The sequence below is a fragment of the Bradyrhizobium sp. genome, assembly GCF_035652035.1.
Classification (GTDB): Bacteria; Pseudomonadota; Alphaproteobacteria; order Rhizobiales; family Xanthobacteraceae; genus Bradyrhizobium.
Map to the genome: position 1 here is coordinate 189,300 of NZ_DASREO010000022.1, position 22,059 is coordinate 211,358.

20 protein-coding genes are annotated in these 22,059 nt (G+C 62.1%); 12 read left to right on the forward strand and 8 right to left on the reverse strand.

The annotated features are described in order from the left end of the window. Positions 1–4 precede the first annotated feature (4 nt). From VFB05_RS08825 to VFB05_RS08835, 3 genes are all read right to left on the reverse strand, one after another. Positions 5–1,009: a tripartite tricarboxylate transporter substrate binding protein gene (locus VFB05_RS08825; RefSeq protein ID WP_325011128.1), complete on the reverse strand. Its 1,005-nt coding sequence runs from the start codon at positions 1,007–1,009 to the stop codon at positions 5–7. An 8-nt stretch (positions 1,010–1,017) separates the two neighbouring features. Continuing rightward, positions 1,018–2,595, reverse strand: a complete 1,578-nt coding sequence (locus VFB05_RS08830; protein WP_325011130.1) for a fatty acid--CoA ligase — start codon at positions 2,593–2,595, stop codon at positions 1,018–1,020. A gap of 96 nt (positions 2,596–2,691) precedes the next feature. Then, positions 2,692–3,564, reverse strand: a complete 873-nt coding sequence (locus VFB05_RS08835; RefSeq protein WP_325011132.1) for an SDR family oxidoreductase — start codon at positions 3,562–3,564, stop codon at positions 2,692–2,694. 93 nt (positions 3,565–3,657) lie between these two features. Here VFB05_RS08835 and VFB05_RS08840 point away from each other — a divergent pair, with 93 nt between their 5' ends. Both VFB05_RS08840 and ppc read left to right on the forward strand, forming a co-directional pair. Further along, the gene (locus tag VFB05_RS08840) at positions 3,658–4,470 is read left to right on the forward strand and encodes a crotonase/enoyl-CoA hydratase family protein (protein WP_325011135.1); all 813 of its coding nucleotides are present in this window, start codon (positions 3,658–3,660) and stop codon (positions 4,468–4,470) included. Between the two features lie 130 nt (positions 4,471–4,600). Continuing rightward, positions 4,601–7,399 carry a phosphoenolpyruvate carboxylase gene (ppc, locus tag VFB05_RS08845; protein WP_325011137.1) on the forward strand — a complete coding sequence of 933 codons (2,799 nt, stop codon included), beginning with the start codon at positions 4,601–4,603 and terminating at the stop codon, positions 7,397–7,399. Between the two features lie 175 nt (positions 7,400–7,574). Here the strand turns inward: ppc and VFB05_RS08850 are convergent, their stop codons facing one another. The 5 genes from VFB05_RS08850 to VFB05_RS08870 all read right to left on the reverse strand — a co-directional run bounded on the left by VFB05_RS08850 (position 7,575) and on the right by VFB05_RS08870 (position 12,607). After that, on the reverse strand, positions 7,575–8,600 hold the full coding sequence (locus VFB05_RS08850; RefSeq protein WP_325011139.1) for an SMP-30/gluconolactonase/LRE family protein: 1,026 nt from the start codon (positions 8,598–8,600) through the stop codon (positions 7,575–7,577). Positions 8,601–8,715: 115 nt separating this feature from the next. Beyond that, on the reverse strand, positions 8,716–9,855 hold the full coding sequence (locus tag VFB05_RS08855; RefSeq protein WP_325011141.1) for an SMP-30/gluconolactonase/LRE family protein: 1,140 nt from the start codon (positions 9,853–9,855) through the stop codon (positions 8,716–8,718). 173 nt (positions 9,856–10,028) lie between these two features. Beyond that, positions 10,029–10,943 (reverse strand): SDR family NAD(P)-dependent oxidoreductase, encoded by a 915-nt coding sequence (locus VFB05_RS08860; protein WP_325011143.1) that lies wholly within the window; start codon positions 10,941–10,943, stop codon positions 10,029–10,031. 108 nt (positions 10,944–11,051) lie between these two features. Further along, a complete protein-coding gene (locus tag VFB05_RS08865) occupies positions 11,052–12,191 on the reverse strand; it encodes a thiolase C-terminal domain-containing protein (RefSeq protein ID WP_325011145.1) in 1,140 nt (379 codons plus the stop codon). Between the two features lie 5 nt (positions 12,192–12,196). Next, the gene (locus tag VFB05_RS08870) at positions 12,197–12,607 is read right to left on the reverse strand and encodes a Zn-ribbon domain-containing OB-fold protein (RefSeq protein ID WP_325011146.1); all 411 of its coding nucleotides are present in this window, start codon (positions 12,605–12,607) and stop codon (positions 12,197–12,199) included. A 366-nt stretch (positions 12,608–12,973) separates the two neighbouring features. Between VFB05_RS08870 and VFB05_RS08875 the strand changes: the two genes are divergently transcribed. From VFB05_RS08875 to VFB05_RS08920, 10 genes are read left to right on the forward strand one after another with little or no spacing between them, the layout of a single operon-like run. After that, positions 12,974–14,215, forward strand: a complete 1,242-nt coding sequence (locus VFB05_RS08875) for an amino acid ABC transporter substrate-binding protein (RefSeq protein WP_325011148.1) — start codon at positions 12,974–12,976, stop codon at positions 14,213–14,215. A 31-nt stretch (positions 14,216–14,246) separates the two neighbouring features. Further along, positions 14,247–15,173 (forward strand): branched-chain amino acid ABC transporter permease, encoded by a 927-nt coding sequence (locus VFB05_RS08880; RefSeq protein WP_325011150.1) that lies wholly within the window; start codon positions 14,247–14,249, stop codon positions 15,171–15,173. After that, positions 15,163–16,086 (forward strand): branched-chain amino acid ABC transporter permease, encoded by a 924-nt coding sequence (locus VFB05_RS08885; RefSeq protein ID WP_325011152.1) that lies wholly within the window; start codon positions 15,163–15,165, stop codon positions 16,084–16,086. Before VFB05_RS08880 ends, VFB05_RS08885 begins: the two co-directional genes overlap by 11 nt. After that, positions 16,076–16,816: an ABC transporter ATP-binding protein gene (locus VFB05_RS08890; protein WP_325011154.1), complete on the forward strand. Its 741-nt coding sequence runs from the start codon at positions 16,076–16,078 to the stop codon at positions 16,814–16,816. The genes VFB05_RS08885 and VFB05_RS08890 overlap by 11 nt, the downstream gene beginning before the upstream one ends. Continuing rightward, complete coding sequence (locus tag VFB05_RS08895; protein WP_325011156.1) at positions 16,806–17,519, forward strand: ABC transporter ATP-binding protein; 714 nt, start codon at positions 16,806–16,808, stop codon at positions 17,517–17,519. The genes VFB05_RS08890 and VFB05_RS08895 overlap by 11 nt, the downstream gene beginning before the upstream one ends. Next, complete coding sequence (locus tag VFB05_RS08900) at positions 17,519–18,862, forward strand: acyclic terpene utilization AtuA family protein (protein ID WP_325011158.1); 1,344 nt, start codon at positions 17,519–17,521, stop codon at positions 18,860–18,862. The genes VFB05_RS08895 and VFB05_RS08900 overlap by 1 nt, the downstream gene beginning before the upstream one ends. 3 nt (positions 18,863–18,865) lie before the next feature. Further along, complete coding sequence (locus VFB05_RS08905; RefSeq protein ID WP_325011160.1) at positions 18,866–19,186, forward strand: AtuA-related protein; 321 nt, start codon at positions 18,866–18,868, stop codon at positions 19,184–19,186. Between the two features lie 17 nt (positions 19,187–19,203). Then, positions 19,204–20,559: an amidase gene (locus VFB05_RS08910; RefSeq protein ID WP_325011162.1), complete on the forward strand. Its 1,356-nt coding sequence runs from the start codon at positions 19,204–19,206 to the stop codon at positions 20,557–20,559. Continuing rightward, complete coding sequence (locus VFB05_RS08915; RefSeq protein ID WP_325011164.1) at positions 20,552–21,241, forward strand: DUF2848 domain-containing protein; 690 nt, start codon at positions 20,552–20,554, stop codon at positions 21,239–21,241. The genes VFB05_RS08910 and VFB05_RS08915 overlap by 8 nt, the downstream gene beginning before the upstream one ends. 47 nt (positions 21,242–21,288) lie before the next feature. Beyond that, on the forward strand, positions 21,289–22,035 hold the full coding sequence (locus VFB05_RS08920) for a 2OG-Fe(II) oxygenase (RefSeq protein WP_325011166.1): 747 nt from the start codon (positions 21,289–21,291) through the stop codon (positions 22,033–22,035). Positions 22,036–22,059 lie beyond the last annotated feature (24 nt).

Sequence of the window (22,059 nt, forward strand, 5' to 3'; positions counted from 1 at the left end):
AGCGTCACTCCACCTGGATGCCGGTTTCCTCGATCACGCGCTTCCATTCACGCGCCTGTTCATCGAGAGCCGAGGTGAAAGCCTCCGGCGTTCCGATCCTTGCGTCCACGCCGATGCCCTCGAGGCTGGCGCGGACATCCGCCGACTGAAGCGCCTCGTTGATCGCACTGTTGAGCTTCATGACGATGTCGCGCGGAGTTCCGGCCGGCGCCAGCAGGCCGAACAGGACCTCCTCCGGAAAGCCGAGAATGCCCACCTCGCGCATGGTCGGCGTCTGCGGCATTTCCGGCCAGCGTTCCGCGCTCGTCACCGCAAGCGCCTTCAGCCCGCCGTCCTTGAACTGCGGCAACAGGTTCGACTTGTTGTTGACGACCATCTCGATGTGGCCGCCGAGTGCATCGGTGACCGCGGGCGCGCCGCCCTTGTAAGGCACGAACAGGATATCGGTGCCGGTCTTCAGCTTGAAGTACTCGCCGGCAAACTGGGTGTAGATGCCCGGTGATGCGCCGTATTTGAGTTGCCCGGGATGGCTCTTCGCGTAAGCGACGAATTCCTTGAAGTCGTTCGCCGGCACCCGCGGCGAGATCGCGATCGCCAGCGAATCGACGCAGACCACGCCGATCGGGGCGAAGGATTTGACCGGATCGAAGGTAAGGTCGGTGTAGATCGCGCCGATCGCGTTGACGTTGGTCCCTCCGAGCAGGAGCGTGTAGCCGTCGGGCGTCGCGGTCGCGACCACTTTAGCGCCGATCCGGCCGCCGGCGCCGGGATGATTTTCGACGACGACGCCTTTGCCGAATTTTGTCGCAAGCGACTGTGCGATCAGCCGCGCGGCCACGTCGGTGGGGCCGCCGGCGGGAAAGGGAACGACGATCTTGATGGTTCGCTCCGGATACTCGCCGGCGCGGCTTGGGTGCCAGGTGAGAGCTGTCAGGACGAACGCCAACACGGCGACCCAGCGCAGACTCCGCTCCGGTCGTCGCAGCCCGATTTGCTCAACGACTGCCATATGCTCCTTCAATTCACCTGCCGCTCGCGTCCGGCCCAATAGGGGTCACGGAGATGGCGGCGCAGGATCTTGCCCGAGGCATTACGGGGCAGGGCATCGATGAAGTCGACGGTCTTCGGCGTCTTGAACGCCGCGATATGCGAACGCGCAAAGCTGATGATGTCGGAGGCCGTCGCCTGCTTGCCGGGCTTTAGCACCACGATCGCTTTCACCGCTTCACCCCAGGTGTCATCGGGCACGCCGATCACAGCGGCCTCCGCCACGTCAGGGTGATCGCAAACCGCGCTCTCGACCTCCGCCGGATAGATATTCTCGCCGCCCGAGATGATCATGTCTTTGATGCGGTCCTGAACGTAGAGATAGCCGTCCTTGTCGATGTAGCCGGCGTCCCCGGTGCGCAGCCAACCATCGCGGCCGATGGTTTTTGCGGTCGCCTCCGGCAGATTCCAGTATCCGACCATATTGGAGCCGGACCTTGTCGCGATCTCGCCGACCTCGCCGGGCGGCAAGTGCTTGCCGTCGACGTCCAGGATTGCAAGTTCGACGCCCGGCAACGCCTTGCCGGCGGATCGCATCCGCTCCAGCCCCTCGACATGATCTTCCGGCGGCAGCGCGACGATGGTGCCGGTGGTCTCGGTCATGCCGTAAAGCTGCACGAAGCCGCAGCCGAACACCTCGATGCATTCTTTCAGCAGGGCTGCCGGAATCGGCGATGCACCGTAGAGGATGTATTTCAGGCGCGAGAAATCGACACTGCGCGCCCGCGGCTGCCGCACCACGAACTGCATCGCAGCCGGAACCATGAAGATCTTGGTAATCTTGTCGCGCTCGATGAAATCGAGCACCTTAGTGGGATCGAACTCCCTTGCGATCACGCCCTTGGCGCCGTGATAGAGGCCAAGCAGTCCCCAGCCGGTCCCGCCGATATGGAAGGCCGGCATCGCCACCAGCGAGACATCGTCTTCGTTCCAGCGGTTCCATTCCGGCTTTTCACCGTCTCCGGCCTCGATCAGATTGAAAAGGTTGGCATGCGACAGCATGGCGCCTTTCGGCTTGCCGGTGGTGCCTGACGTATAGAGCTGGATCGCAACATCGTTCCGGCTGATCTCGACCTGTGGGTCTTCGGCGCTCTGCGCATCTCGCCAGGCCGAATAGCCTTGCCATTCACCCGCATCGCCTTCGGTGACGATCACGACGCGCAGCTCCGGTACGCGCTCCCGGATGCCGTGGATCTGCGCCGTGAATTCGGGCCCGACGAAGAGAACAGGGGCCTTGCAGTCCGCGACGATGAACGCGATTTCGGGCAATGCCAGCCGCCAATTCACCGGCGTCATCACGACATTGGCCTTTACCGCACCGAACAGCAGTTCGAAATAAATGTCGCTGTTCTTGCCGAGATAGGCGATCCGTTCGTGCTGGCGGACGCCAAGCGCGATCAGGCCGTTGGCGACGCGATTGGTCAGGACGTCGAATTCAGCGAATGTGGTCTGACGCCCCTCGAATTCGAAGACGATTTCCTTCGCTCGTGACGTCGCGAGTGCGCGTACCACGCCGGCAAGATGCTCCGGCTGCTCCGTAACGGCCATGTCCTCCTCCCGACGTATTATTTTGCGAGGAGTTTGGCGGCATCCGGCAGTAAAGACAATAGCGCTGCGTCCTTACTCCCGGACCGGACGAAGCTTCTATTGTCTTGCAGCGCGGTCTTTCTCGTTCTGCGCCTTGATCTGTTCGCGCGCAGCTTCCCAGTCGGCGTCGGACCAGTCGCGCAGCTGATAAAAATTGCCGCCCATCGCGAGCGCCTGGCCGCCGTCCATTGCGATCGTTTCGCCGTTGATCCAGTCGCAGCCGCCGGAGATCAAGAACACCGCGAGATTTTGCAGCTCTTCCATCGTGCCGACACGACCCATCGGGTTCATCGCCTTGGTGCGCGCACCGGCCTCGTCGCCCGGTTTGATGCGCTTGCTCATGCCTTCGGTCGGAATTTCGCCCGGGGCAATCGTGTTGAGCCGGATGCCATAGCGGCCCCATTCGGCCGCAAGCGACATCGTCATGGCATGCACGGCGGATTTGCTCATGGCCGACGGCACCACATAAGGACTGCCGTTGCGGACCCAGGTGACGGTAATCGACACCACGTTGCCGGGCAGCTTGCTGGCGATCCAGCGCCGCCCGACGGCCTGGGTGACGTAGAATGTGCCATGCATCACGATGTTGGCGACGGCGTCGAATCCGCGCGACGAAAGATCCTCGGTGCGCGAGATGAAATTGCCGGCCGCGTTGTTGACGAGGTCGGTCAGTGGACCGTCCTTGAAAATCAACTCGACCATTTCGTCGACGGCCTGCGCATTGCGGATATCGACACCGTGACTGGTCACGCGGCCGCCGTAGAGGTCCATCAATTCCGTCGCGGTCTCGTCGCAGACGCTCTTGCGGCGTCCGCAGATATGGATTTCGGCGCCGAGTTCGAGAAAGCGGGTCGCCATTGCCTTGCCGAGCCCGGTGCCGCCGCCGGTGACAAGAATTCGCCGGCCTTCGAGGAGTTTTTCGCTGAACATGATGTGGTCCCCCTTCTTGCCTGACAAGCAGCCGACTAAAACCGGACCAGGCTTTCGTGTAAAGCTGTTCGTTGGATATAGGAGGGAATCGACATGGACGATCGGGTGCAAGTGACGATCACGGACGGCGTTGCCGATGTCCGCCTGGTTCGCGCCGACAAGATGAATGCACTCGATGCCGCGATGTTCGATGCGCTGGTCGCAACCGCGACGCGACTTGCCGCGGAGAAAGGCCTACGCGCGGTAGTATTGTCCGGGGAGGGCCGTGCATTCTGTGCAGGGCTCGACATGGGCCGCTTCGCCGCGATGAAGGAAAAGGGCGGCAACGGCATTGCCGGCGCCGAAGCGCGCGATCTCACCGTACGCACTCACGGCATCGCGAATTTCCCGCAAATGGCGGTGTGGGGCTGGCGACAGATTCCGGTCCCGGTGATCGCCGCAGTTCACGGGGTCGCATTCGGCGGCGGCTTTCAGCTCGCGCTGGGTGCAGACATGCGGTTCCTGAGCGCTGATGCGCGGATGTCGATCATGGAAATCAAATGGGGTCTGGTGCCGGACATGGCGGGAACGCCGATCCTGGCCAGCCTCGTGCGCGACGATATCCTGCGCGAGCTGACCTATACCGGGAGGATCTTCTCGGCACAGGAGGCGCTCGGCTACGGTCTCGCGACCAGGATCTGCGATGACCCCCGCACGGCTGCATTTGAAGTCGCGCGTGAAATTGCCGCCAAGAGCCCCGAGGCGATCAGGGCGGCCAAGCGCCTGCTCAACAAGCTCTCGGTCGATGCTGCGCCAGCGCTCCTTGCCGAATCGGTCGAACAGCAGAAGCTGATCGGCAGCCGCAATCAGCAGGAGGCCGTGCGCGCCAATATCGACAAGCGCGCCCCGCAATTTGTCGATCCGTAACGCGCATCCGCCACGCAATCCGCGCCGACGGAAACGATTGGGGCATGGCAAGGGCAATCCGCCTGTTTCTTGACCTTGCGCTGCGCCGCAAAAATTGCGACTCAAGGGTGCACCCTGGAGCATTTTAGCGATGTCGTCGCACACCATGCTTTCTGAAAACGGGCTCGAATCCAGTCGCGGCGAAGAGGCTGCCGCGCTTGAGGAAGATGTCCGGTTGAGGAACGACATCCGCCTGTTGGGCCGCATCCTCGGCGATACCGTCCGCGACCAGGAGGGAGCTGACGTCTTCGATCTGGTCGAACGCATCCGGCAGACGTCGATCCGCTTTCACCGTGGCGACGACAAGGCGGCTCGGCGCGAGCTGGAACTGATCCTCGACAGCATGTCGATCAGCCAGACGGTACGCATCGTGCGCGCCTTCAGCTATTTCTCGCATCTGGCCAACATCGCCGAAGACCAGAACAACATCCGCCGGATGCGCCAGCACGCCAGGGCCGGCGGGGAACCACGGCCGGGGACGTTGGCGCAAACTTTGTTGCATGCACGCACGGCCGGCATCAGCGCAGCAAAGTTGCGCAAATTCTTTGCCTCCGCGCTGGTCAGTCCCGTGCTGACCGCGCATCCGACCGAAGTCCGCCGCAAGAGCACCATCGACCGCGAAATGGAAATTGCCACCGTTCTCGGCCACCGCGAACGGGTGCAGTTCACGCCGGAGGAACTCGCCGCCAGCGACGAACAGTTGCGGCGGGCGGTGTTGACGCTGTGGCAAACCAACATCCTGCGCCGCACGCGGCTGACCGTGCTCGACGAAGTCGCCAACGGCCTGTCCTTCTATGACTATACGTTTCTGAACGAAGTTCCGAACCTGCATTGCAGGCTCGAAGACCGCCTCAACGAAAGCGATGGGACTGCGCAAGGCGAACTCGCATCCTTCCTGAAGATGGGTAGCTGGATCGGCGGCGACCGCGACGGCAATCCGTTCGTCACCGCCGACGTGATGCGCGGCACCCTGAAGATGCAGTCGAGCCGCGTGCTTCGCTTCTATCTTGATGAATTGCACATCCTCGGCTCCGAGCTGTCGCTGGCCGCGCATCTCGCCGACGTCTCGAAGGATCTGCGGGCACTGGCCGAGAAATCGCCGGACAAGTCACCGCATCGAAGCGGTGAGCCCTATCGGCTCGCGGTCTCCGGCATCTTCGCCCGGCTCACCGCGACCGCCGCGCGGCTTGAGGTCGAAACCACGCGCGCCGCGGTCGGCGAAGCTGCGCCATATGCCAGCGCCGCCGAATTCAAGGCCGAGCTCGATATTCTCTACCGCTCGTTGCTTGCGAATAATTCCCGCGTGATCGCCCGCGGCCGGTTGCGTCACCTCCGGCGTGCCGCAGACTGTTTTGGCTTTCATCTCGCGCGTCTTGATATGCGTCAGAACTCGGCCGTGCATGAGCGCACGATCGCCGAACTGATCGATGCCGCGATGCCGGGCAAGTCTTACCTTGCTTTGAGCGAGGAGGCGCGGATCGCGCTTCTAACCAGCGAGCTGCGCAATGCGCGGCCGCTGACGTCGGCCTTCGTCAAGTACAGCGAGGAGACGCTGGGCGAACTCGCGGTTTTCCGCGCTGCCGCCGAGGCCCATGCCATGTACGGAGCGGATGCGATCCCACACTGCATCATCTCGATGTGCAAGGGTATCTCCGACATGCTGGAGGTCGCGGTTCTGTTGAAGGAGGTCGGCCTCGTCGATCCTTCCGGCCGCAGCGCGGTCAACATCGTGCCGTTGTTCGAGACCATCGAGGACTTGCAGGCGTCCGCCCATATCATGGACCGCATCCTGTCGATGCACGATTACCGCAAGCTCGTGGATTGCCACGGCTCTGTGCAGGAGGTGATGCTCGGTTACTCCGACAGCAACAAGGATGGCGGCTATGTCACCTCGGGCTGGGAGCTCTACAAGGCCGAGATCGGTCTCGTCGACGTGTTCGAGCGGCATCATGTGCGGCTGCGGCTCTTCCACGGCCGCGGTGGATCGGTCGGACGGGGCGGCGGCCCGAGCTACGATGCGATCATCGCCCAGCCGGGTGGCGCGGTGAACGGCCAGATCCGGATTACCGAACAGGGCGAAATCAATTTCAACAAATACGCCAATGCGGATGTTGGCCTCGACAATCTCGAAATTCTGGCGGCGGCGACGCTGGAGGCGAGTCTTCTGCATCCGAGACAAAGCGCTCCCCGTGCGGAATATCTGAAGGCGATGGAACAGCTCTCGGCGCACGCTTTCAAGGCCTATCGCGGTCTGGTCTATGAGACCGAGGGCTTTTCGGATTACTTCTGGGCTTCCACGGTCATCACCGAGATCGCAACGCTTAACATCGGCAGCCGGCCGGCGTCGCGCAAGAAGACGCGCGCGATCGAGGACCTGCGCGCCATTCCCTGGGTGTTCAGTTGGGCGCAGTGCCGCCTGATGCTGCCGGGATGGTATGGCTTTGGCAGCGCGGTTGAGGCATGGGTGAAGGAAAATCCCGACGCCGGTATGGCCTTCCTGAAGGAGCTCTATCAGGAGTGGCCGTTCTTCCGCTCGTTGCTCTCGAACATGGACATGGTGCTCGCCAAGAGTTCGATCGCGATCGCCTCACGCTACGCGGAGCTCGTGGGCGACGTCGCGCTTCGCGAAAAGATCTTCGAGCGCATCCGGCGCGAATGGCAGAGTTCGATCGACGCGCTGCTGGAGATCATGGGGCAGACACGGCTACTTGAAAGCAATCCGCCGCTCGAGCGCTCGATCCGCCATCGTTTTCCTTACATGGATCCATTGAATCACGTGCAGGTCGAGCTTCTGAAGGAGCATCGGGCGCAAAACACCGACGAGCAGGTGCTGCGCGGCATTCAGATCACCATCAACGGAATTTCCGCCGGCTTGCGTAACAGCGGCTAAACGCGGTGGGATTTCCTGCGGGCGTCACCTCTCCCATGGGGAGAGGTCGGATCGCTCCTGGCGATGCGTCAGCATCGTCCAGTGCGATCCGGGTGAGGGGGTTCGCCTCAGGAAAGACCGTAACCCCTCACCCCAACCCTCTCCCAAAGGGAGAGGGAGCACACTGCCGTGGCGGCTAGCAATTGTGTGCGCCCTGCGTTTCGACATAGACCGCGTAGAGCGACTGGCTCGCGGTCATGAACAGGCGGTTTCGCTTTTTGCCGCCGAAGCAGAGATTGGCGCAGCACTCCGGCAGGCAGATCTGGCCGATCCGCTGGCCATCGTCGGGCGCGAACACCTGTACCCCGTCATAGCCTTCGCCGACCCATCCGGCGCCGACCCAGATGTTGCCTTCGGTGTCGACCCGCAGTCCGTCTGGAAAACCCGATCTTCCATTGAGCGCCATGTCGATCAGCGGGCGCGGATTTGAGAGCTTGTCGCCGTTGAGGTCGTACTGCCAGACGACGTTTCTGGCCTGCGGATAGTGGGTGATCCCGCTGTCGCAGATATAGACCTTCTTGTAGTCCGGGCTGAAGGCGATGCCGTTCGGCTTGAATGCTTCGTCGGCGACCTTCCTGACCTCGCCCGTTTGCGCATCGACGCGGTACACGGCTTCCTTCTGATACGGCTGGACCGAGCCGTCGGTGGTGCGTTGCCCTTCGTAAAGGACAATCGCGCCATAGCCGGGATCGGTGAACCAGATCGAGCCGTCATTGGGATGGACGACGACATCGTTCGGACTGTTCAACGGCTTTCCGCCTGCATGTTCGGCGAGTACCGTGACCGACCCGTTGTGCTCGAAGCGAACCACGCGCGTCCGCTCGCAGGTGATCTGCCGTCCCTGAAAATCGAAGGTGTTGCCGTTGGCTTCGTTGGTGGGCTTGCGGAACTGTTCGGAGACGTGCCCATCGCCTTCGAGATAAAGCAGTTGCCGGTTGTTCGGAATGTCGCTCCAGACGAGATACTGGCCTTGTGCATTCCAGGCCGGGCCCTCCGCCCACAGGCAGCCGGTATAGAGTCGTTTGATGGAGGTGTTGCCGACCTTTGCCTTGAAGCGCTTGCGATCGATGACGACGATGTCGGGATCGGGATAGCGCTGGGGTGGCGCGTTCGGTCCGAAATCACGCGCGGGTCCGCGCGGAGGCCGCAACTCGTTGGTCATTTTCGCTTCTCGCCTTTAGCCGCCCTTACATGACATTCGGGACGCGTCACCGCGTCCCGAATGAGGCAAGCTAACGCGAACTGCGCTTCTCAGCAATTATGCGAAGAGGAAGCGATCACGGCTTCATGGCGCCTTTCGCGCTGGTGTACAGCGCATAAAGCGACGTCGAGCCGCAGATGTAGAGCCTGTTTCGTTGCTGGCCGCCGAAGGTCAGATTGGCAACCGTCTCCGGCAGATGAATCTTGCCGATCAGGTGGCCTTCGGGATTGTAGCAGCGCACCCCATCTTCCTTGGGGTCACCCCAACCCATGGAGCACCAGACATTCCCGTCGGTGTCGCAGCGCATTCCGTCGGTAAAGCCGGGCGCGAAGTCCTTGGCGAAGACCTTGCCGTTCGACAACTTGCCCGCATCGATATCGACGTCGAACACGCGGATCCACGCCGGATTTCCCTCTCCCTCGGTGAGGCCGGTGTCGATGACATAGAGCTTCTTCTCGTCGGGCGAGAACGTGATGCCGTTCGGCATCACGAAATCGTCGGCGACGACCTTGATCTCGCCGGATTTTGGATCGACCCGGAAGACATTGTGCTTGTCCTGTTCGAACGGCTCCTTGAGGCCCTCATAGTCTCCCTTGATCCCGTAGCCCGGATCCGTGAACCAGATCGCGCCAGTGGAATCGACGACGATGTCGTTCGGCGCGTTGAGCTTCTTGCCCTGGTACTTGTCGGCGATGACGGTGAGCGAGCCGTCAAGCTCGGTGCGCGTGACGCGTCGGCCGCTATGTTCGCACGTGAGCAGCCGCCCCTGCCGATCGATGGTGTTGCCGTTCGAGTTCATCGACGGCTGACGAAAGACGCTCAAGTGCCCATCATCTTCGCTGTAGCGCATGATGCGGTTGTTCGGAATGTCGCTGAACAAGAGAAAGCGCCCGGCCGGGAAGTAGACCGGCCCCTCGGCCCAGCGGAAGCCGGTCGCCACGCGCTCAACCGCGCCGGTCCCGGGACTGCCCTTGAAGCTCTTGTCCAGAGCTTCGATATGCGCGTCGGGGTAGCGCGTGCCGGGCAGTGGCCCCAACGGGAACGGTTGGGTCTCCCGGAGCCGAACCGCCGTTTCGCCCAACGGCCGCTCGGTCGCAGAGGCCGCCGTCGCGGTTACCGCGGTTGCGGCGAGGGCGGCTGCTCCCTTGATCAGCTTGCGCCGATCGACGCCGCCTGACCTTTGGTCGCCATCATGAGAGTGCAATCTGTTCGTCATGTTTCCTCCGTTTGTTTTGCTTTGGCAGCGAAACGTCTGCCCGAATTCCGGCACAAAACGGGCGGCGCAACAGAGGCAACTGCAGATCGCGGGTATGGCGGCTATGCAGATTGGCGTCGGCCAACTGGATTTAGCGCGAGCGCGATTAGGAACAAAATGCTGGGAGCCGTCTCTCAGATCGCATCCCAGCTGAAAATATCCGCCGAGCGGTCCAGCTTGTAGAACGATGGCTTCAACGCGGGCATGCCGTGCTCCGCAAGACTTTCCACCGTCCAGCCTTGGCCGCGATGAACCGAGCGCAGCGGGCGCGACTGGCTCATCAGGAAAATCTCGTTCAGTCGCACCGCAAAAATCTGGCCTGTGACATCCTTGGCCGCATCGCCCAGCAGGTAGGCGACCACAGGCGCGATCCGCTCGGGACCCATCCGTTGGATATTCGCCACGCGGGCCTTCTCGGCTTCCGTTTCGGTCGGAATGGTGCCGATCAAACGACTCCAGGCGAAGGGCGACACACAGTTCGAGCGCACGTTGAAGCGGTTCATGTCGAGCGCAATCGATTTTGAGAGACCAACAATGCCGAGCTTCGCCGCCGAATAGTTTGCCTGACCGAAATTGCCAACCAGGCCAGACGTCGAGGTGAAGTGGACGAACGATCCGCTTTCCTGTTCGCGGAACAGGCGCGCTGCGGCATGCGAGACATAGAATGAGCCCATCAGGTGCACCTTGATGACGGATTCGAAGGCATCGATGCTCATGCGGTGAAAGATCGCGTCGCGCAGGATGCCGGCATTGTTGACGACGCCGTCGAGCTTGCCGAAATGATCGACCGCCATCTTGACGATCCGGCTTGCCGGAACGGCTTCAGCAACCGTTTCGAAATTGGCGACTGCCGTGCCGCCGCGCTTCTTGATTTCCTCGACGACTTCCTCGGCCGGCGCTGCACTTGTGCCCGAACCATCGGCCGCGCCGCCGGGATCGTTGACGACGACCTTGGCGCCTTCCGCCGCACATAACAGCGCGATTTCGCGCCCGATGCCGCGGCCAGCGCCGGTCACGATGATGGATTTGCCGTCGAGTGATTTTGTCATGAGGATCTCCCGGTTATCTTTTGTCATTTCCGGGGCGATGCGTCAGCGTCGAATCCGGAATCTCGAGATTCCGGGTCTGGTCCTTCGGACCATCCCGGAATGACGAGGCTATTTCTCGTTCGTAAAAATGATCGTGCCCGACGCGGCAAACATGCCGCCGACGCCATGGCAGACCGAGATTTTCGCGCCCTGAACCTGCGCCGGCGCGATGCCGCGCATTTGCCGCACGCTCTCCTGCAGCGCGTACATGCCGTACATGCCGGAGTGCATATAGCTCAGCCCACCGCCATTGGTGTTGAGCGGCAGCTTGCCGCCGGGCCTGGTGTGGCCGTCGGCGATGAACTTGCCCGTCTCTTCATGCGGCATGAAGCCGAGGTCGCCCAGGCCGTAGAGCGGCAAATGCGCAAACGCGTCGTAGATCATCAAATGATCGACGTCCTTGTGGGTGATGCCGGCTTCCTTGAAGGCGAGGGGGCCGGCGACGCGAAAAGCGCGAGAGCTGTCGAAGCTCTGCATCTGGCTGACCATCGGCGCTTCCACGCTCTCGCCGGTACCGAGAACATAGACCGGCTTCTGCGGAAAATCCCTGGCGCGGTCGGCTGACGTCAGGATCAGCGCGCCGCCACCGTCGGTCACGAGGCAGCATTGCAGGATGCGAAACGGATAGGCGATCATCCGCGAATTCAAGACGTCCTCGACCGTGATCGGCGTCTTCATGGTGGCGCGCGGATTTTTCGCCGCCCATTCGCGCTGCACCACCGCGACCATCGCGAGCTGCTCGTGGGTGATGCCGTGCGTCTTCATGTAACGCAGCACGGGAATGGGGAAGAGGCTTGCCGGCGTCGAGACGCCGTAGGGCAATTCGAACTGACCGTTCAAGCTGTCGGGCCCGATCATGCGCGGGGTGCGGCCGATATTCGATTTGCCGCTTTCCGCATGTGTGATGAGGACGGTCTTGCAAAGGCCAGCCTCGATCGCAGCGGCGGCATGGCGGACATGCAGCATGAACGAGCAGCCGCCGACCGACGTGCCGTCGACCCAGGTCGGCGTAATGCCGAGATAGTGCGCGATCTGCTGCGGGGTCTCGACCGCCGTCGCAAAGCCGTCGATGTCGGACAGTTTCAGACCGGCATCCGCGATCGCATTCAGCGCCGCATCGGCATGGAGCTGGATTTGCGACATATGCGGGATGACGCCAAGCTCGGTGGTCTCCGCAGCGCCGACGACGGCCACTTCATTCCTGCGCATGCCGCTCAATCCTTCGCTGGCCGGAACAGAGGCAGGGTGGTGGCGTCGTCGAGCTTCTCGAAGACGACCTCAAGCTTCATGTCGAGTTCGAGCGCTTCAGGCGTCGGCGGGCAATCCACAATGTTGGTCATCATGCGCGGGCCTTCTTCCAGCTCAACCACGGCGATCGCGTAGGGCGGGGTGAAGCCGGGGACCGGCCGGTGATGGATGACATAGCTGTAAAGCGTGGCCTTGCCGCTGGCCTTGAAGACGCTGACCTCGCGCGAGCCGCAGGCGGGACAAAAGGGGCGGGGCGGGAAGTAGGCTGTCGCGCAGGCGTCACAGCGCTGGAGACGAAGCTCGCCCGCGCGCGTGCCATCCCAGAAATGTTGCGTTTCGGGTGTCGGCTTTGGTCGCGCACGCGCCGGCTCGGCCATCTTATCCTCCACTAGTGTCCCGGTTCTGACATTCGTATGATGTCGCGGCGGGTTGGTTTACGAATGTCAGAACCCAAGGGACACTAGCAAACCTATGATTCTAGTGTGGCTTTGACTCTGACGTTCCTTTGACGAGGTCGCAGCAGAACTGAAAGGAACGTCAGAGTCGCCACACTAGGAACGGGACATTAGGCCCCGCGTTTTGATCGTTGATGCGACAATGGACCGCGTGCCGTCAACGGTCCAGTCGACCCGCCCGATGCGCTTCGATTCCCTAGTGATTTTTGCCTAGACGGGGGCGCTTGTATCCCGGCAACCCCCCGGGCTATGGTCCGCCGGAACTCAAGAAAAAGCCGGGAGAAAGTCATGTTGAGGGTGGTAGTTGCGGCGCTTGCCGGGTTGTTTGCCGCGCAGGCTTATGCTGCGGATGCGCCGACGGAAATCAAGATCGGCACCCTCTACGCCTCGTCCGGGCGCTTCGCATCGATTTCGATGCCGGTCTACACCAGCCTCAAGCTTTGGGCCGATCTGAAGAACGCCGATGGCGGGGTCTACGTCAAGGCGTTCGACAAGAAATTGCCCGTGAAGATTGTCGCCTATGACGACCAGAGCAACACCGCGACGGCCTCCACACTTTATAATCAGCTCATCACCCAGGATAAGGTCGATTTGCTGGCCGCCGATTCCGGTTCGGTCCTGACCGCGCCCGCCGTGACGATCGCGCGCGACCACAAGTACTTCCTGTTCGACCAGACCGGCACCGGCGCCAGTTTCTTCTCGAAAGACAATCCCTACATCGCGCTGATGGCCGACCCGGTGTCGACCATCTGGCCCAAGCCCGTGGCGGATTTCGTCATCCATGACGGCCCGGCGCTCGGCATCAAGAAGATCGCGATCCTGTACTCGACCAACGAGTTCACCGGCACCCAGGCCAATGCGTTCCGCAAGTTCATCAAGGATTCCGGTGTGCCGGTCGAGATCGTCTATGACCAGGGCGTGCCGACCGAGACCACCAACTACACGGTCATCATCAACAACATCAACAACGCCCAGCCTGATGCGGTCTTTACCTTCGGCTACGCGCCAAACGACATCGCCTTCCTGCGCAATGTCGCGGATGTCGGCGTCAAGTTCAAAATGCTGTTTGTGATCTATGCGGGCCTCGAGAAGGAGCTTCTCGAGAAGAATGTCGGCGACAAAGGCCTTGAGCACGTGTTCACCTACGTGCCGCCGTCCGACCTGGAATACCCGGTCAACTTCGGCATGAACCTCAAGGACTACAAGGCGGCGTGGGACAAGAAGAATGCCGATGGCAAGCTGGAGTTCGGTCTCAATGCCATTGCTGGTTACACCACCGGGCTCGTTATCGAGAAGGCGCTGTCGGTCGCGACCAGCCTCGACCAGATGGAGTTGCGTCGCGCCGTGTTCAGCCTGTCCGGAAATCTCAAGACCCTGTGCGGACCTTTTGCGCTTGATGAGACGGGCGGGCAGACCGGCGAATTGACCCCGCTCGGCCAGCTCGAATTCGACGACCACGGACATCTGAAGTTCGTGTCGATCTATCCGCATGAGACAGCGACCGGCAAGCCCGTCTATCCGCGGCCGTGAGCGTTGGTAGCCTGTTGGGGGTAGAGCGCCGATGCTGACTTATGCGCTGGTCGCCGGCGTTCTCTTTGGATTGTATTTCAGCCTGGTTGGGATTGGCCTCAATCTCGTCTTTGGCGTCATGCGCATCGTCAACCTCGCGCACGGCGACTGCCTGATGCTGGGTGCGTTCATCGCATTCGGCCTGGTGGCGCTGACCGGGATCGATCCCTTGTTCGCCGTGCCGCTTGCCTTTGTGATCTTTCTGATCGCAGGGCTTCTTTTGTACTGGGTGCTGGTGCCGCGGCTGCAGGGCTCGACCAACCCGGAAATGCTGTCGATCATCCTGTTCTTCGGCCTGTCGCAGGTCATCGAAGCCGTCACCACGATCTTTCTTGGCACCAGCGAGCGCTCGATACCAAGCCGCACATTGGGGAGCGTGTTTTCCACCATCAAGGTCAAGCTGTTCGGCGGTACGCCTGGTAGCACCGGGCCAGTGCAGATTTTGGGCCAGGGATTCCCCGCGCCCTGGGTGATTGCGGCCGTCACCAGCCTGATCGCGATCGGGCTGGTCTACCTTTATCTCTATCAGACTCGCCTCGGTACACTGACACGCGCCGTGATGTCGCGGCGTGACGAGGCATTTGCAACCGGGATCGACGTCGATCGCGTCTCGGCGGCGGCGTTCGGCATCGGGCTGGGATTGGCGGCGATCGCCGGCATTTTCGTGCCCTTCATGTTTGGCTCGGTCACCCCGGCTTTCGGCGCTGACGCTACCGTCACGTCATTTGCCATCGTCGTGCTGGGCTCGCTTGGCAATCCCCTCGGCACCGCGCTCGGCGGCGTCGTCTACGGCATCTGCTACATGGTGGTGCAGACCTATTTGAGCTCGTGGGCGGACTTGCTGCCGTACGTGCTCCTGATCTTCATCCTGCTGCTTCGTCCGAGCGGTCTGCTCGGAAGGCGGGTGCGTGTTGCCTAACGCCCTTAAACACACACTGCTCATTGCGCTACCGCTGCTGGTCATCTTCGCGGCGCTGCCGGGCGTCTATCAAAACCATCTGCTGCTGTTCAACTTCGTGATCTTCCTGATCCTCGCGCAGGGCGTGAACATCATCTACGGCTTCACCGGCTATCTGCCGTTCGGCTATGTCGGCTTCTTCGGCGCCGGCGCTTATGGCTTTGCGGTGCTGGTGATGCATTTCCAGACGCCGGCGGTCATAGCGGTGCTCGCCGGTGGTGCCGTCGGCGTCGTGCTTGGGCTGATATTGACGCCGCTGTTGCGTCTCTCCGGCGCCTATTTCGCGATCGCCAATCTGGCGGCGTCGCTTGCGGTGCTGCACTTCATCGCCAATCCGGCGCTTGAACAGATCACGCGCGGTCCGTACGGCGTCTCGCTGTCCGGCACGTTCAACCCCGATCACGCCTATGTGGCGGCGCTGGTCGTGCTGGCGCTCACGCTCGCTGCGGTGGTGTTTCTGAAGAACTCGCGCTTTGGCCTGGCGTTACAGGCGGTGCGGGAAGATGCCGTCAGCGCATCGATGGCCGGCGTCAACGTCGTGCGCATGCGCATCATTGCCTGGCTTGCCTCCGCGCTGGTCGCCGGCCTCGCCGGCGGCGTCTATGCCTGGTACGTCTCGGTGTTCTATCCGGACAACGTGTTCAGCGGCGAATTCAGCATCTTCGCCATCGTGTTCGCGCTGTTCGGCGGCGTTGCCACCATCACGGGGCCGATCGTCGGCGTGATCATTCTCTATGGCATCTACAATTTGATCGGCTTCACGACGCCGCAATATTTTCAGCTGATCTATGGCCTCTTGATCATGGGGCTCGTGCTGTTCCTGCCCGCTGGCCTCGTATCGCTCGCAACGCGCAGGGGGTGGCATGTCCCCTGAAAACGCGCCCATCCTTGAACCCATTCTTGGCGTCTCCAAGCTCGTGAAGCGCTTCGGCGGCTTCTTCGCGCTGGACGGCTTGAGCTTCCATGTCTCGGCCGGCGAGATTTTGGGGCTGGTCGGTCCCAACGGATCCGGCAAGACCACGGCCATCAATGTCATCTCCGGCCTTTATGCGCCGGATGGCGGCGAAGTCATGCTGGAAGGGGCGTCGATCGGCGGCGTTGCCTCGCACAAGCTCGTTCATCGCGGCATCAACCGCACCTTCCAGGTTCCAAAACCCTTCCTCTCGCTGACCGTGCGTCAGAACGTCGAGGTTGCGCTGGCCTATGGCGGCGCTGCAGCGGCGCCTGTGATGGCCGATTTGCTGGACGAGTATCGCCTTGCGGACGTGGCTGACCGCCCGGCAGCCGATCTCAACAATGCGCAGCAGAAGATGCTCGATCTCGTGCGTGCGCTCGCCACCCGTCCGCGGCTGCTGTTGCTTGACGAGCTTGCTGCGGGACTGAACCCGGCGGAGCTCGACTGGATCGCCGGGCGCATCCAGGCGCTCGCCAAAAGCGGCATGGCGATCATCGTGGTCGAGCATCTCATGGGCTTCATCGAGCATATCACCGACCGTGTTATCGTTCTCAACGCCGGCAAGGAGATCTTCGAGGGCAAGCTTGCGGTTGCGGTCAAGGTGCCGCAGGTGATCGAGGTGTTCCTGGGAGGCGAACATGCCGCCTGAAGCCACGCCCTTGTTGACCGCGCAGGGCGTCGATGCCGGTTACGGCACGATGCAGGTGCTGTGGGGCGTCGACCTCGACGTCCGCGCCGGGGAAACCGTGCTGCTGCTCGGCACCAACGGCGCCGGCAAAACCACTTTCCTCAAATCGCTGGTCGGCCTGATCGAGGCACGCCACGGTCATATCCGGTTGGGTGGGGCTGACGTGACGCGGATGCGCTCCAGCGAGCGGATGCGGCTCGGCATGACCTACATGTCGGAGCTTGCCGTATTTCCCGACCTGTCGATCGAGGAAAACATTCGCATCGGCGCGCAGGCGCTCGGGCATCCCAACCCAAAAATCGATGATCTCTATGACACCTTTCCGGTCCTGCGCGACAAACGGCGGAACCCCGCGTCCAGCCTTTCCGGCGGTCAGCGGAAAATGCTTGGCATCGCCAAGGCGCTAGCGGCCGAACCTCGCCTTCTGGTGATGGACGAGCCGTCCGCCGGATTGTCGCCATTATTCGTCAAGGAGGTCATCCGGATCCTGAGCGACCTGCGCGGAAGGGGATTGGCTTTGCTGATCGCCGAGCAGAATATCGGCTTCCTTGAGGTGGCGACCCGCGTGTTCGTGCTCGAAGGCGGCCGTATCCGCTTTTCCGGAACGGTCGCGGAAATGAGCGACAACGAGGCGTTGCGGCAGGCATATTTCGGACTGAAGTAATGCGAACCATCCGGATCGGGTCAGGCGCGGGCTACTCGGGCGATCGCATCGAGCCCGCGGTGGAACTCGCCGAAAAGGGCGACATCCAATATCTCGTATTCGAATGTCTGGGCGAGCGCACCGTGGCGCTGGCCCAGCAGGCGCGCCTAAAGAATCCGGAAAGCGGCTTTGACCCGTTGCTGGAAGAACGGATGCGGGCGGTGCTGCCGATCTGCGCCGCCAAAGGCATCAAGATCGTCACCAATATGGGTGCGGCCAATCCGCTCGCGGCGGCGCGCAAGACCGCCGCCATCGCGGCGTCAATGAATCTCTCGCGATTGAAAGTTGCGGCGGTCGTCGGCGACGACGTTCTCGAGGCCTGCAAGCAGCGCGACCTGCCGATCATGGAGTTCGACGGCAGGATCAGCCAGCTCGGCAACCGCCTGATTTCCGCCAACGCCTATCTCGGCGCAGCGCCGATGGTCGAAGCGCTCGCTGGCGGCGCCGATGTCGTGATCACCGGCCGCGCCTCCGATCCTGCGCTGTTCCTCGCGCCCCTGATCCATGCCTTCGGCTGGCCGATGGATGACTGGAATTTGCTCGGCAAGGGCATCGTTGCCGGGCATTTGCTGGAATGCGCCGGCCAGGTCACCGGCGGTTACTTCGCCGATCCCTTATACAAGGACGTCGCTGATCTCGCGCGGCTTGGTTTTCCGATCGGCGAAGTCGGCGAGGATGGAAGTCTCATCATCACCAAGGTTGATGGCTCCGGTGGCGCGGTGACCGCGCAGACCTGCAAGGAGCAACTGCTTTACGAAGTGCATGATCCGGCGAGATATATCCAGCCGGACGTGGTCGCGGACTTCTCGCAAATCGAGATCGAGGAGCTCGCTAAGGATCGTGTGCGCATCAGCGGCGGTCGGGGCAGCGCTCGCCCGCCGACGTTCAAGGTATCGGTCGGTTATGTCGACAGTTTTATTGGCGAGGGCCAGATCTCCTATGCCGGTCCCGGTGCGCTCGCGCGTGGCCGGCTCGCGCTCGACATCGTGCGCGAGCGGCTCGAGCTCACGGGTGTTGCGACAAGCGAATTGCGCTTCGATTTGATCGGCGTCGATTCCCTGCATGGCGCGCAAGTCTCAGGTCACGCCAACGACCCCTATGAGGTGCGCGTTCGCGTCACTGGCCGCACGGAAAACCTGCGTGAGGCGGTTCGGATCGGTAACGAGGTCGAAACGCTCTACACCAATGGTCCGGCCGGTGGGGGCGGGGCATTCAAATCCGCGCGCGATGTGGTCGCGGTTGCTTCCGTGCTACTGCCGCGCGAATTGGCGGCGCCGCAAGTACAGTTCGTCGGAGGTACTTAAGCGATGAAGCTGCGCGAGATCGCTCATTCCCGCACCGGCGACAAGGGCAACATCTCCAATATTTCCGTCATCGCCTATGACGCGAAGAATTACCCGCTGCTGGTGGCGCAGGTGACGCCTGCGCGTGTGAAAGCGCATTTCGCCGGCGTTGTCGAAGGCGAAGTGGTCCGCTATGAGCTGCCGAAGATTTTCGCACTCAACTTCGTGATGGACCGGGCGCTGGGAGGCGGAGTCACACGGTCGCTGGCGCTCGACGCGCATGGCAAATCGCTGAGCTCTGCCTTGCTCGATCTGGAGATTGATGCTGTTCCGGATAAAATATAACCGATCGACGAGAAATGATGACCATGCCGAACACGCCGACACTGACCTCGCTCGCAGCCGATCTCGAAAGCGGCCGCACCAATGCACGGAAACTCGTCGACGAATGCCTCGACAAGATCGCCGACAAGTCAGGCGAGGGGGCTCGCGCCTTTGTGCATGTCGATGTCGAGGCCGCGATCGAGGCTGCGAAAGCGATGGACCGGCTTCGCGAAGTGCGCGCCGCGCCGTCGCCGTTTGCCGGCATTCCGATCTCGATCAAGGATCTGTTCGACATCAAGGGTCAGGTGACGCGGGCCGGCTCGCGCGCGCTCGACGATTCACCGCCGGCCGAGGCCGATGCGCCGGTCGTGTCGCGCCTGCGTCGCGCCGGATTTATCTTGATCGGGCGCACCAACATGACCGAGTTCGCCTATTCGGGCATCGGCATCAATCCGCATTACGGCACGCCGAAGAGCGTCTGGCGACGCGAAGTCGGCCATGTGCCCGGTGGATCGTCGTCGGGAGCGGCCGTGTCGGTCGCCGATGGCATGGCCTACGGCGCGCTTGGCTCGGATACCGGCGGATCGTGCCGCATTCCGGCGGCCTATAACGGTATCGTCGGCTACAAGCCGACGCAGCAGCGCATCCCGCGCGATGGCGGCGTGCCTCTCTCTTTCACACTCGACAGCTTTGGGCCGCTGGCGCGCACCGTCGAGTGCTGCGCCGTGCTCGATTCCATCCTCGCCGATGAGCCGGTCCGGCCGCTCAACCCGCGTCCCGTCAAGGGAATGCGGCTCGCGGTGCCGACGACGATTGCCCTCGACGATCTCGACGATCACGTGGCAAAGAGCTTTGAGCGAACGCTCGACAAGTTGTCGCGCCAGGGCGCATCGATCGAACACATCGAAGTGCCTGAATTTCTCGATGTCGGTGTCATGAACAGCAAGGGCGGCTTCGCCGCGGCAGAGAGCTATGCCTGGCACCGCTACCTGATCGAGAACCATGGCGATATCTACGATCCACGCGTCTCGTCGCGCATCGCCCGCGGCGAAGCCATCACGGCGGCCGACTACATCGACATTCTGCAAGCGCGAAAGTCGTTGATCGCGCGCGCGACCGTGCGGCTCGCCCCCTATGACGCGGTGGTGATGCCGACTTCTGCGATCACACCGCCGCGGATCCTGGATCTTGTCGACGACCGCGCCTTCGCGAAGGCCAATCTGCTTTCCCTGCGCAACTGCACGCTGATCAATATGATGGATGGCTGTTCCATTTCGGTGCCCTGTCATCAAGCGGGCGAGGCGCCGGTCGGGTTCATGCTGAGCGCGGTGGGCGGTTCGGACCGCCGCATCTTCGCACTGGGCGCTGGCGTGGAGGCTGCAATCCATGTTTGACCTGACCTTCACCATTCAAACCAGGGATGGCGGCACCACGCCGCTAACGCTCGCGATCGACCAGGCCGTGATCGCCGGGTGGACCGGGCGCGATCCGGTGGCGCGCGACAAGCACATCGCGGAGCTCGAAGCGATCGGCATTGCCCGGCCGGCGACGACGCCGATCTACTATCGGTGCTCGGCGCGGCGGCTGACCCAGGAAGACAGCATCGAGGTCTGCGGCGGCAATTCAAGCGGCGAGGTCGAGTTCGTGCTGATCGGCTGGGAGGGCCGCACGTTCGTCGGCCTCGGCTCCGATCACACCGACCGCAGGGTCGAGAGTTACAGCGTCACCGTGTCCAAGCAGATGTGCGACAAGCCGATGGCCGCGACACTCTGGGAACTCGAGGACGTCATCGATCACTGGGACCAGCTGATCCTGCGTTCCTACGCCTGGATCGGGGGAAAACGGGAACTCTACCAGGAGGGAACACTGGACGCGATGCTGCCGGTGTCAGAGTTGCTCGTGCGCGGCTTTTCCGACGGAAAACTACCCGACGGATGCGCCATGTTCGGCGGCACATTTGCCGCCAAGGGCGGCATCCGCCCCGCCAGCCGGTTCGAATATGAACTGGAAGATCCAGCCCTGAAACGCACCATCCGCCACGCCTATGATGTGCTTGAGCTGCCGGTGTTGGGGTAGCCAGAAATCGGGTGGCTGCGGGCATCCTGTTTTGGGAAGGTGCCCGCATGAAAACAGCAACGCAAAATAGACGTCCCCAGCTTGAATCCGATATCGCCGCTCGCGTGGCCGCGATCGATTGGACGCAAGCGACAAACGATCTCGACGCACAGGGTTGCGCCGTTCTGAAGGGATTGCTCACGCCGGACGAATGCCGCGCGCTGGCGGCGCTCTATCCTGAAGACAGGATTTTTCGCAGTCGGGTCGTGATGGGCCGCCACGGCTTTGGCCGCGGCGAATACAAGTATTTTTCCTATCCGCTGCCGCAGCCGATCGCGGAATTGCGGCCGCTGCTTTATGCGGGCCTTCAGCCGATCGCCAATCGCTGGAACGAGACCATGGGGATCGATATCCGTTACCCCGAAGACCACGCGGCATTCCTGAAGCGATGTCATGATGCCGGCCAGCCGCGGCCGACGCCGCTGCTGTTGCAATACGAGGAAGGCGACTTCAATTGCCTGCATCAGGATCTCTACGGCGAGCACGTGTTTCCATTGCAGGTCGCGATCCTGCTGTCGGAGCCTCAGCGCGACTTCGAAGGCGGCGAGTTCGTGCTGACCGAACAACGCCCGCGCATGCAATCACGGGCCGAAGTCGTTCCGCTTCGGCAAGGCGACGGCGTCGCGTTTGCTGTGCATGTCCGCCCGGTGCAGGGGACGCGTGGCGCCTATCGTGTCAATATGCGCCACGGCGTCAGCCGGCTTCGCTCCGGCCGACGTCATACGGTCGGCGTGATCTTCCATGACGCCAAGTAGCGATCGGTGTGACGAATTGTTGTG

Excerpts from the sequence above, each read along its gene's own strand:
- VFB05_RS08850 (WP_325011139.1), bottom strand. The coding sequence starts at position 8,600 with ATGACCAACGAGTTGCGGCCTCCGCGCGGACCCGCGCGTGATTTCGGA.
- VFB05_RS08830 (WP_325011130.1), bottom strand. The coding sequence starts at position 2,595 with ATGGCCGTTACGGAGCAGCCGGAGCATCTTGCCGGCGTGGTACGCGCA.
- VFB05_RS08895 (WP_325011156.1), top strand. The coding sequence starts at position 16,806 with ATGCCGCCTGAAGCCACGCCCTTGTTGACCGCGCAGGGCGTCGATGCC.
- VFB05_RS08855 (WP_325011141.1), bottom strand. The coding sequence starts at position 9,855 with ATGACGAACAGATTGCACTCTCATGATGGCGACCAAAGGTCAGGCGGC.
- VFB05_RS08875 (WP_325011148.1), top strand. The coding sequence starts at position 12,974 with ATGTTGAGGGTGGTAGTTGCGGCGCTTGCCGGGTTGTTTGCCGCGCAG.
- VFB05_RS08900 (WP_325011158.1), top strand. The coding sequence starts at position 17,519 with ATGCGAACCATCCGGATCGGGTCAGGCGCGGGCTACTCGGGCGATCGC.
- VFB05_RS08825 (WP_325011128.1), bottom strand. The coding sequence starts at position 1,009 with ATGGCAGTCGTTGAGCAAATCGGGCTGCGACGACCGGAGCGGAGTCTG.
- VFB05_RS08920 (WP_325011166.1), top strand. The coding sequence starts at position 21,289 with ATGAAAACAGCAACGCAAAATAGACGTCCCCAGCTTGAATCCGATATC.
- VFB05_RS08905 (WP_325011160.1), top strand. The coding sequence starts at position 18,866 with ATGAAGCTGCGCGAGATCGCTCATTCCCGCACCGGCGACAAGGGCAAC.
- VFB05_RS08835 (WP_325011132.1), bottom strand. The coding sequence starts at position 3,564 with ATGTTCAGCGAAAAACTCCTCGAAGGCCGGCGAATTCTTGTCACCGGC.
- VFB05_RS08860 (WP_325011143.1), bottom strand. The coding sequence starts at position 10,943 with ATGACAAAATCACTCGACGGCAAATCCATCATCGTGACCGGCGCTGGC.
- VFB05_RS08840 (WP_325011135.1), top strand. The coding sequence starts at position 3,658 with ATGGACGATCGGGTGCAAGTGACGATCACGGACGGCGTTGCCGATGTC.
- VFB05_RS08870 (WP_325011146.1), bottom strand. The coding sequence starts at position 12,607 with ATGGCCGAGCCGGCGCGTGCGCGACCAAAGCCGACACCCGAAACGCAA.
- VFB05_RS08890 (WP_325011154.1), top strand. The coding sequence starts at position 16,076 with ATGTCCCCTGAAAACGCGCCCATCCTTGAACCCATTCTTGGCGTCTCC.
- VFB05_RS08910 (WP_325011162.1), top strand. The coding sequence starts at position 19,204 with ATGACCATGCCGAACACGCCGACACTGACCTCGCTCGCAGCCGATCTC.
- VFB05_RS08865 (WP_325011145.1), bottom strand. The coding sequence starts at position 12,191 with ATGCGCAGGAATGAAGTGGCCGTCGTCGGCGCTGCGGAGACCACCGAG.
- ppc (WP_325011137.1), top strand. The coding sequence starts at position 4,601 with ATGTCGTCGCACACCATGCTTTCTGAAAACGGGCTCGAATCCAGTCGC.
- VFB05_RS08915 (WP_325011164.1), top strand. The coding sequence starts at position 20,552 with ATGTTTGACCTGACCTTCACCATTCAAACCAGGGATGGCGGCACCACG.
- VFB05_RS08880 (WP_325011150.1), top strand. The coding sequence starts at position 14,247 with ATGCTGACTTATGCGCTGGTCGCCGGCGTTCTCTTTGGATTGTATTTC.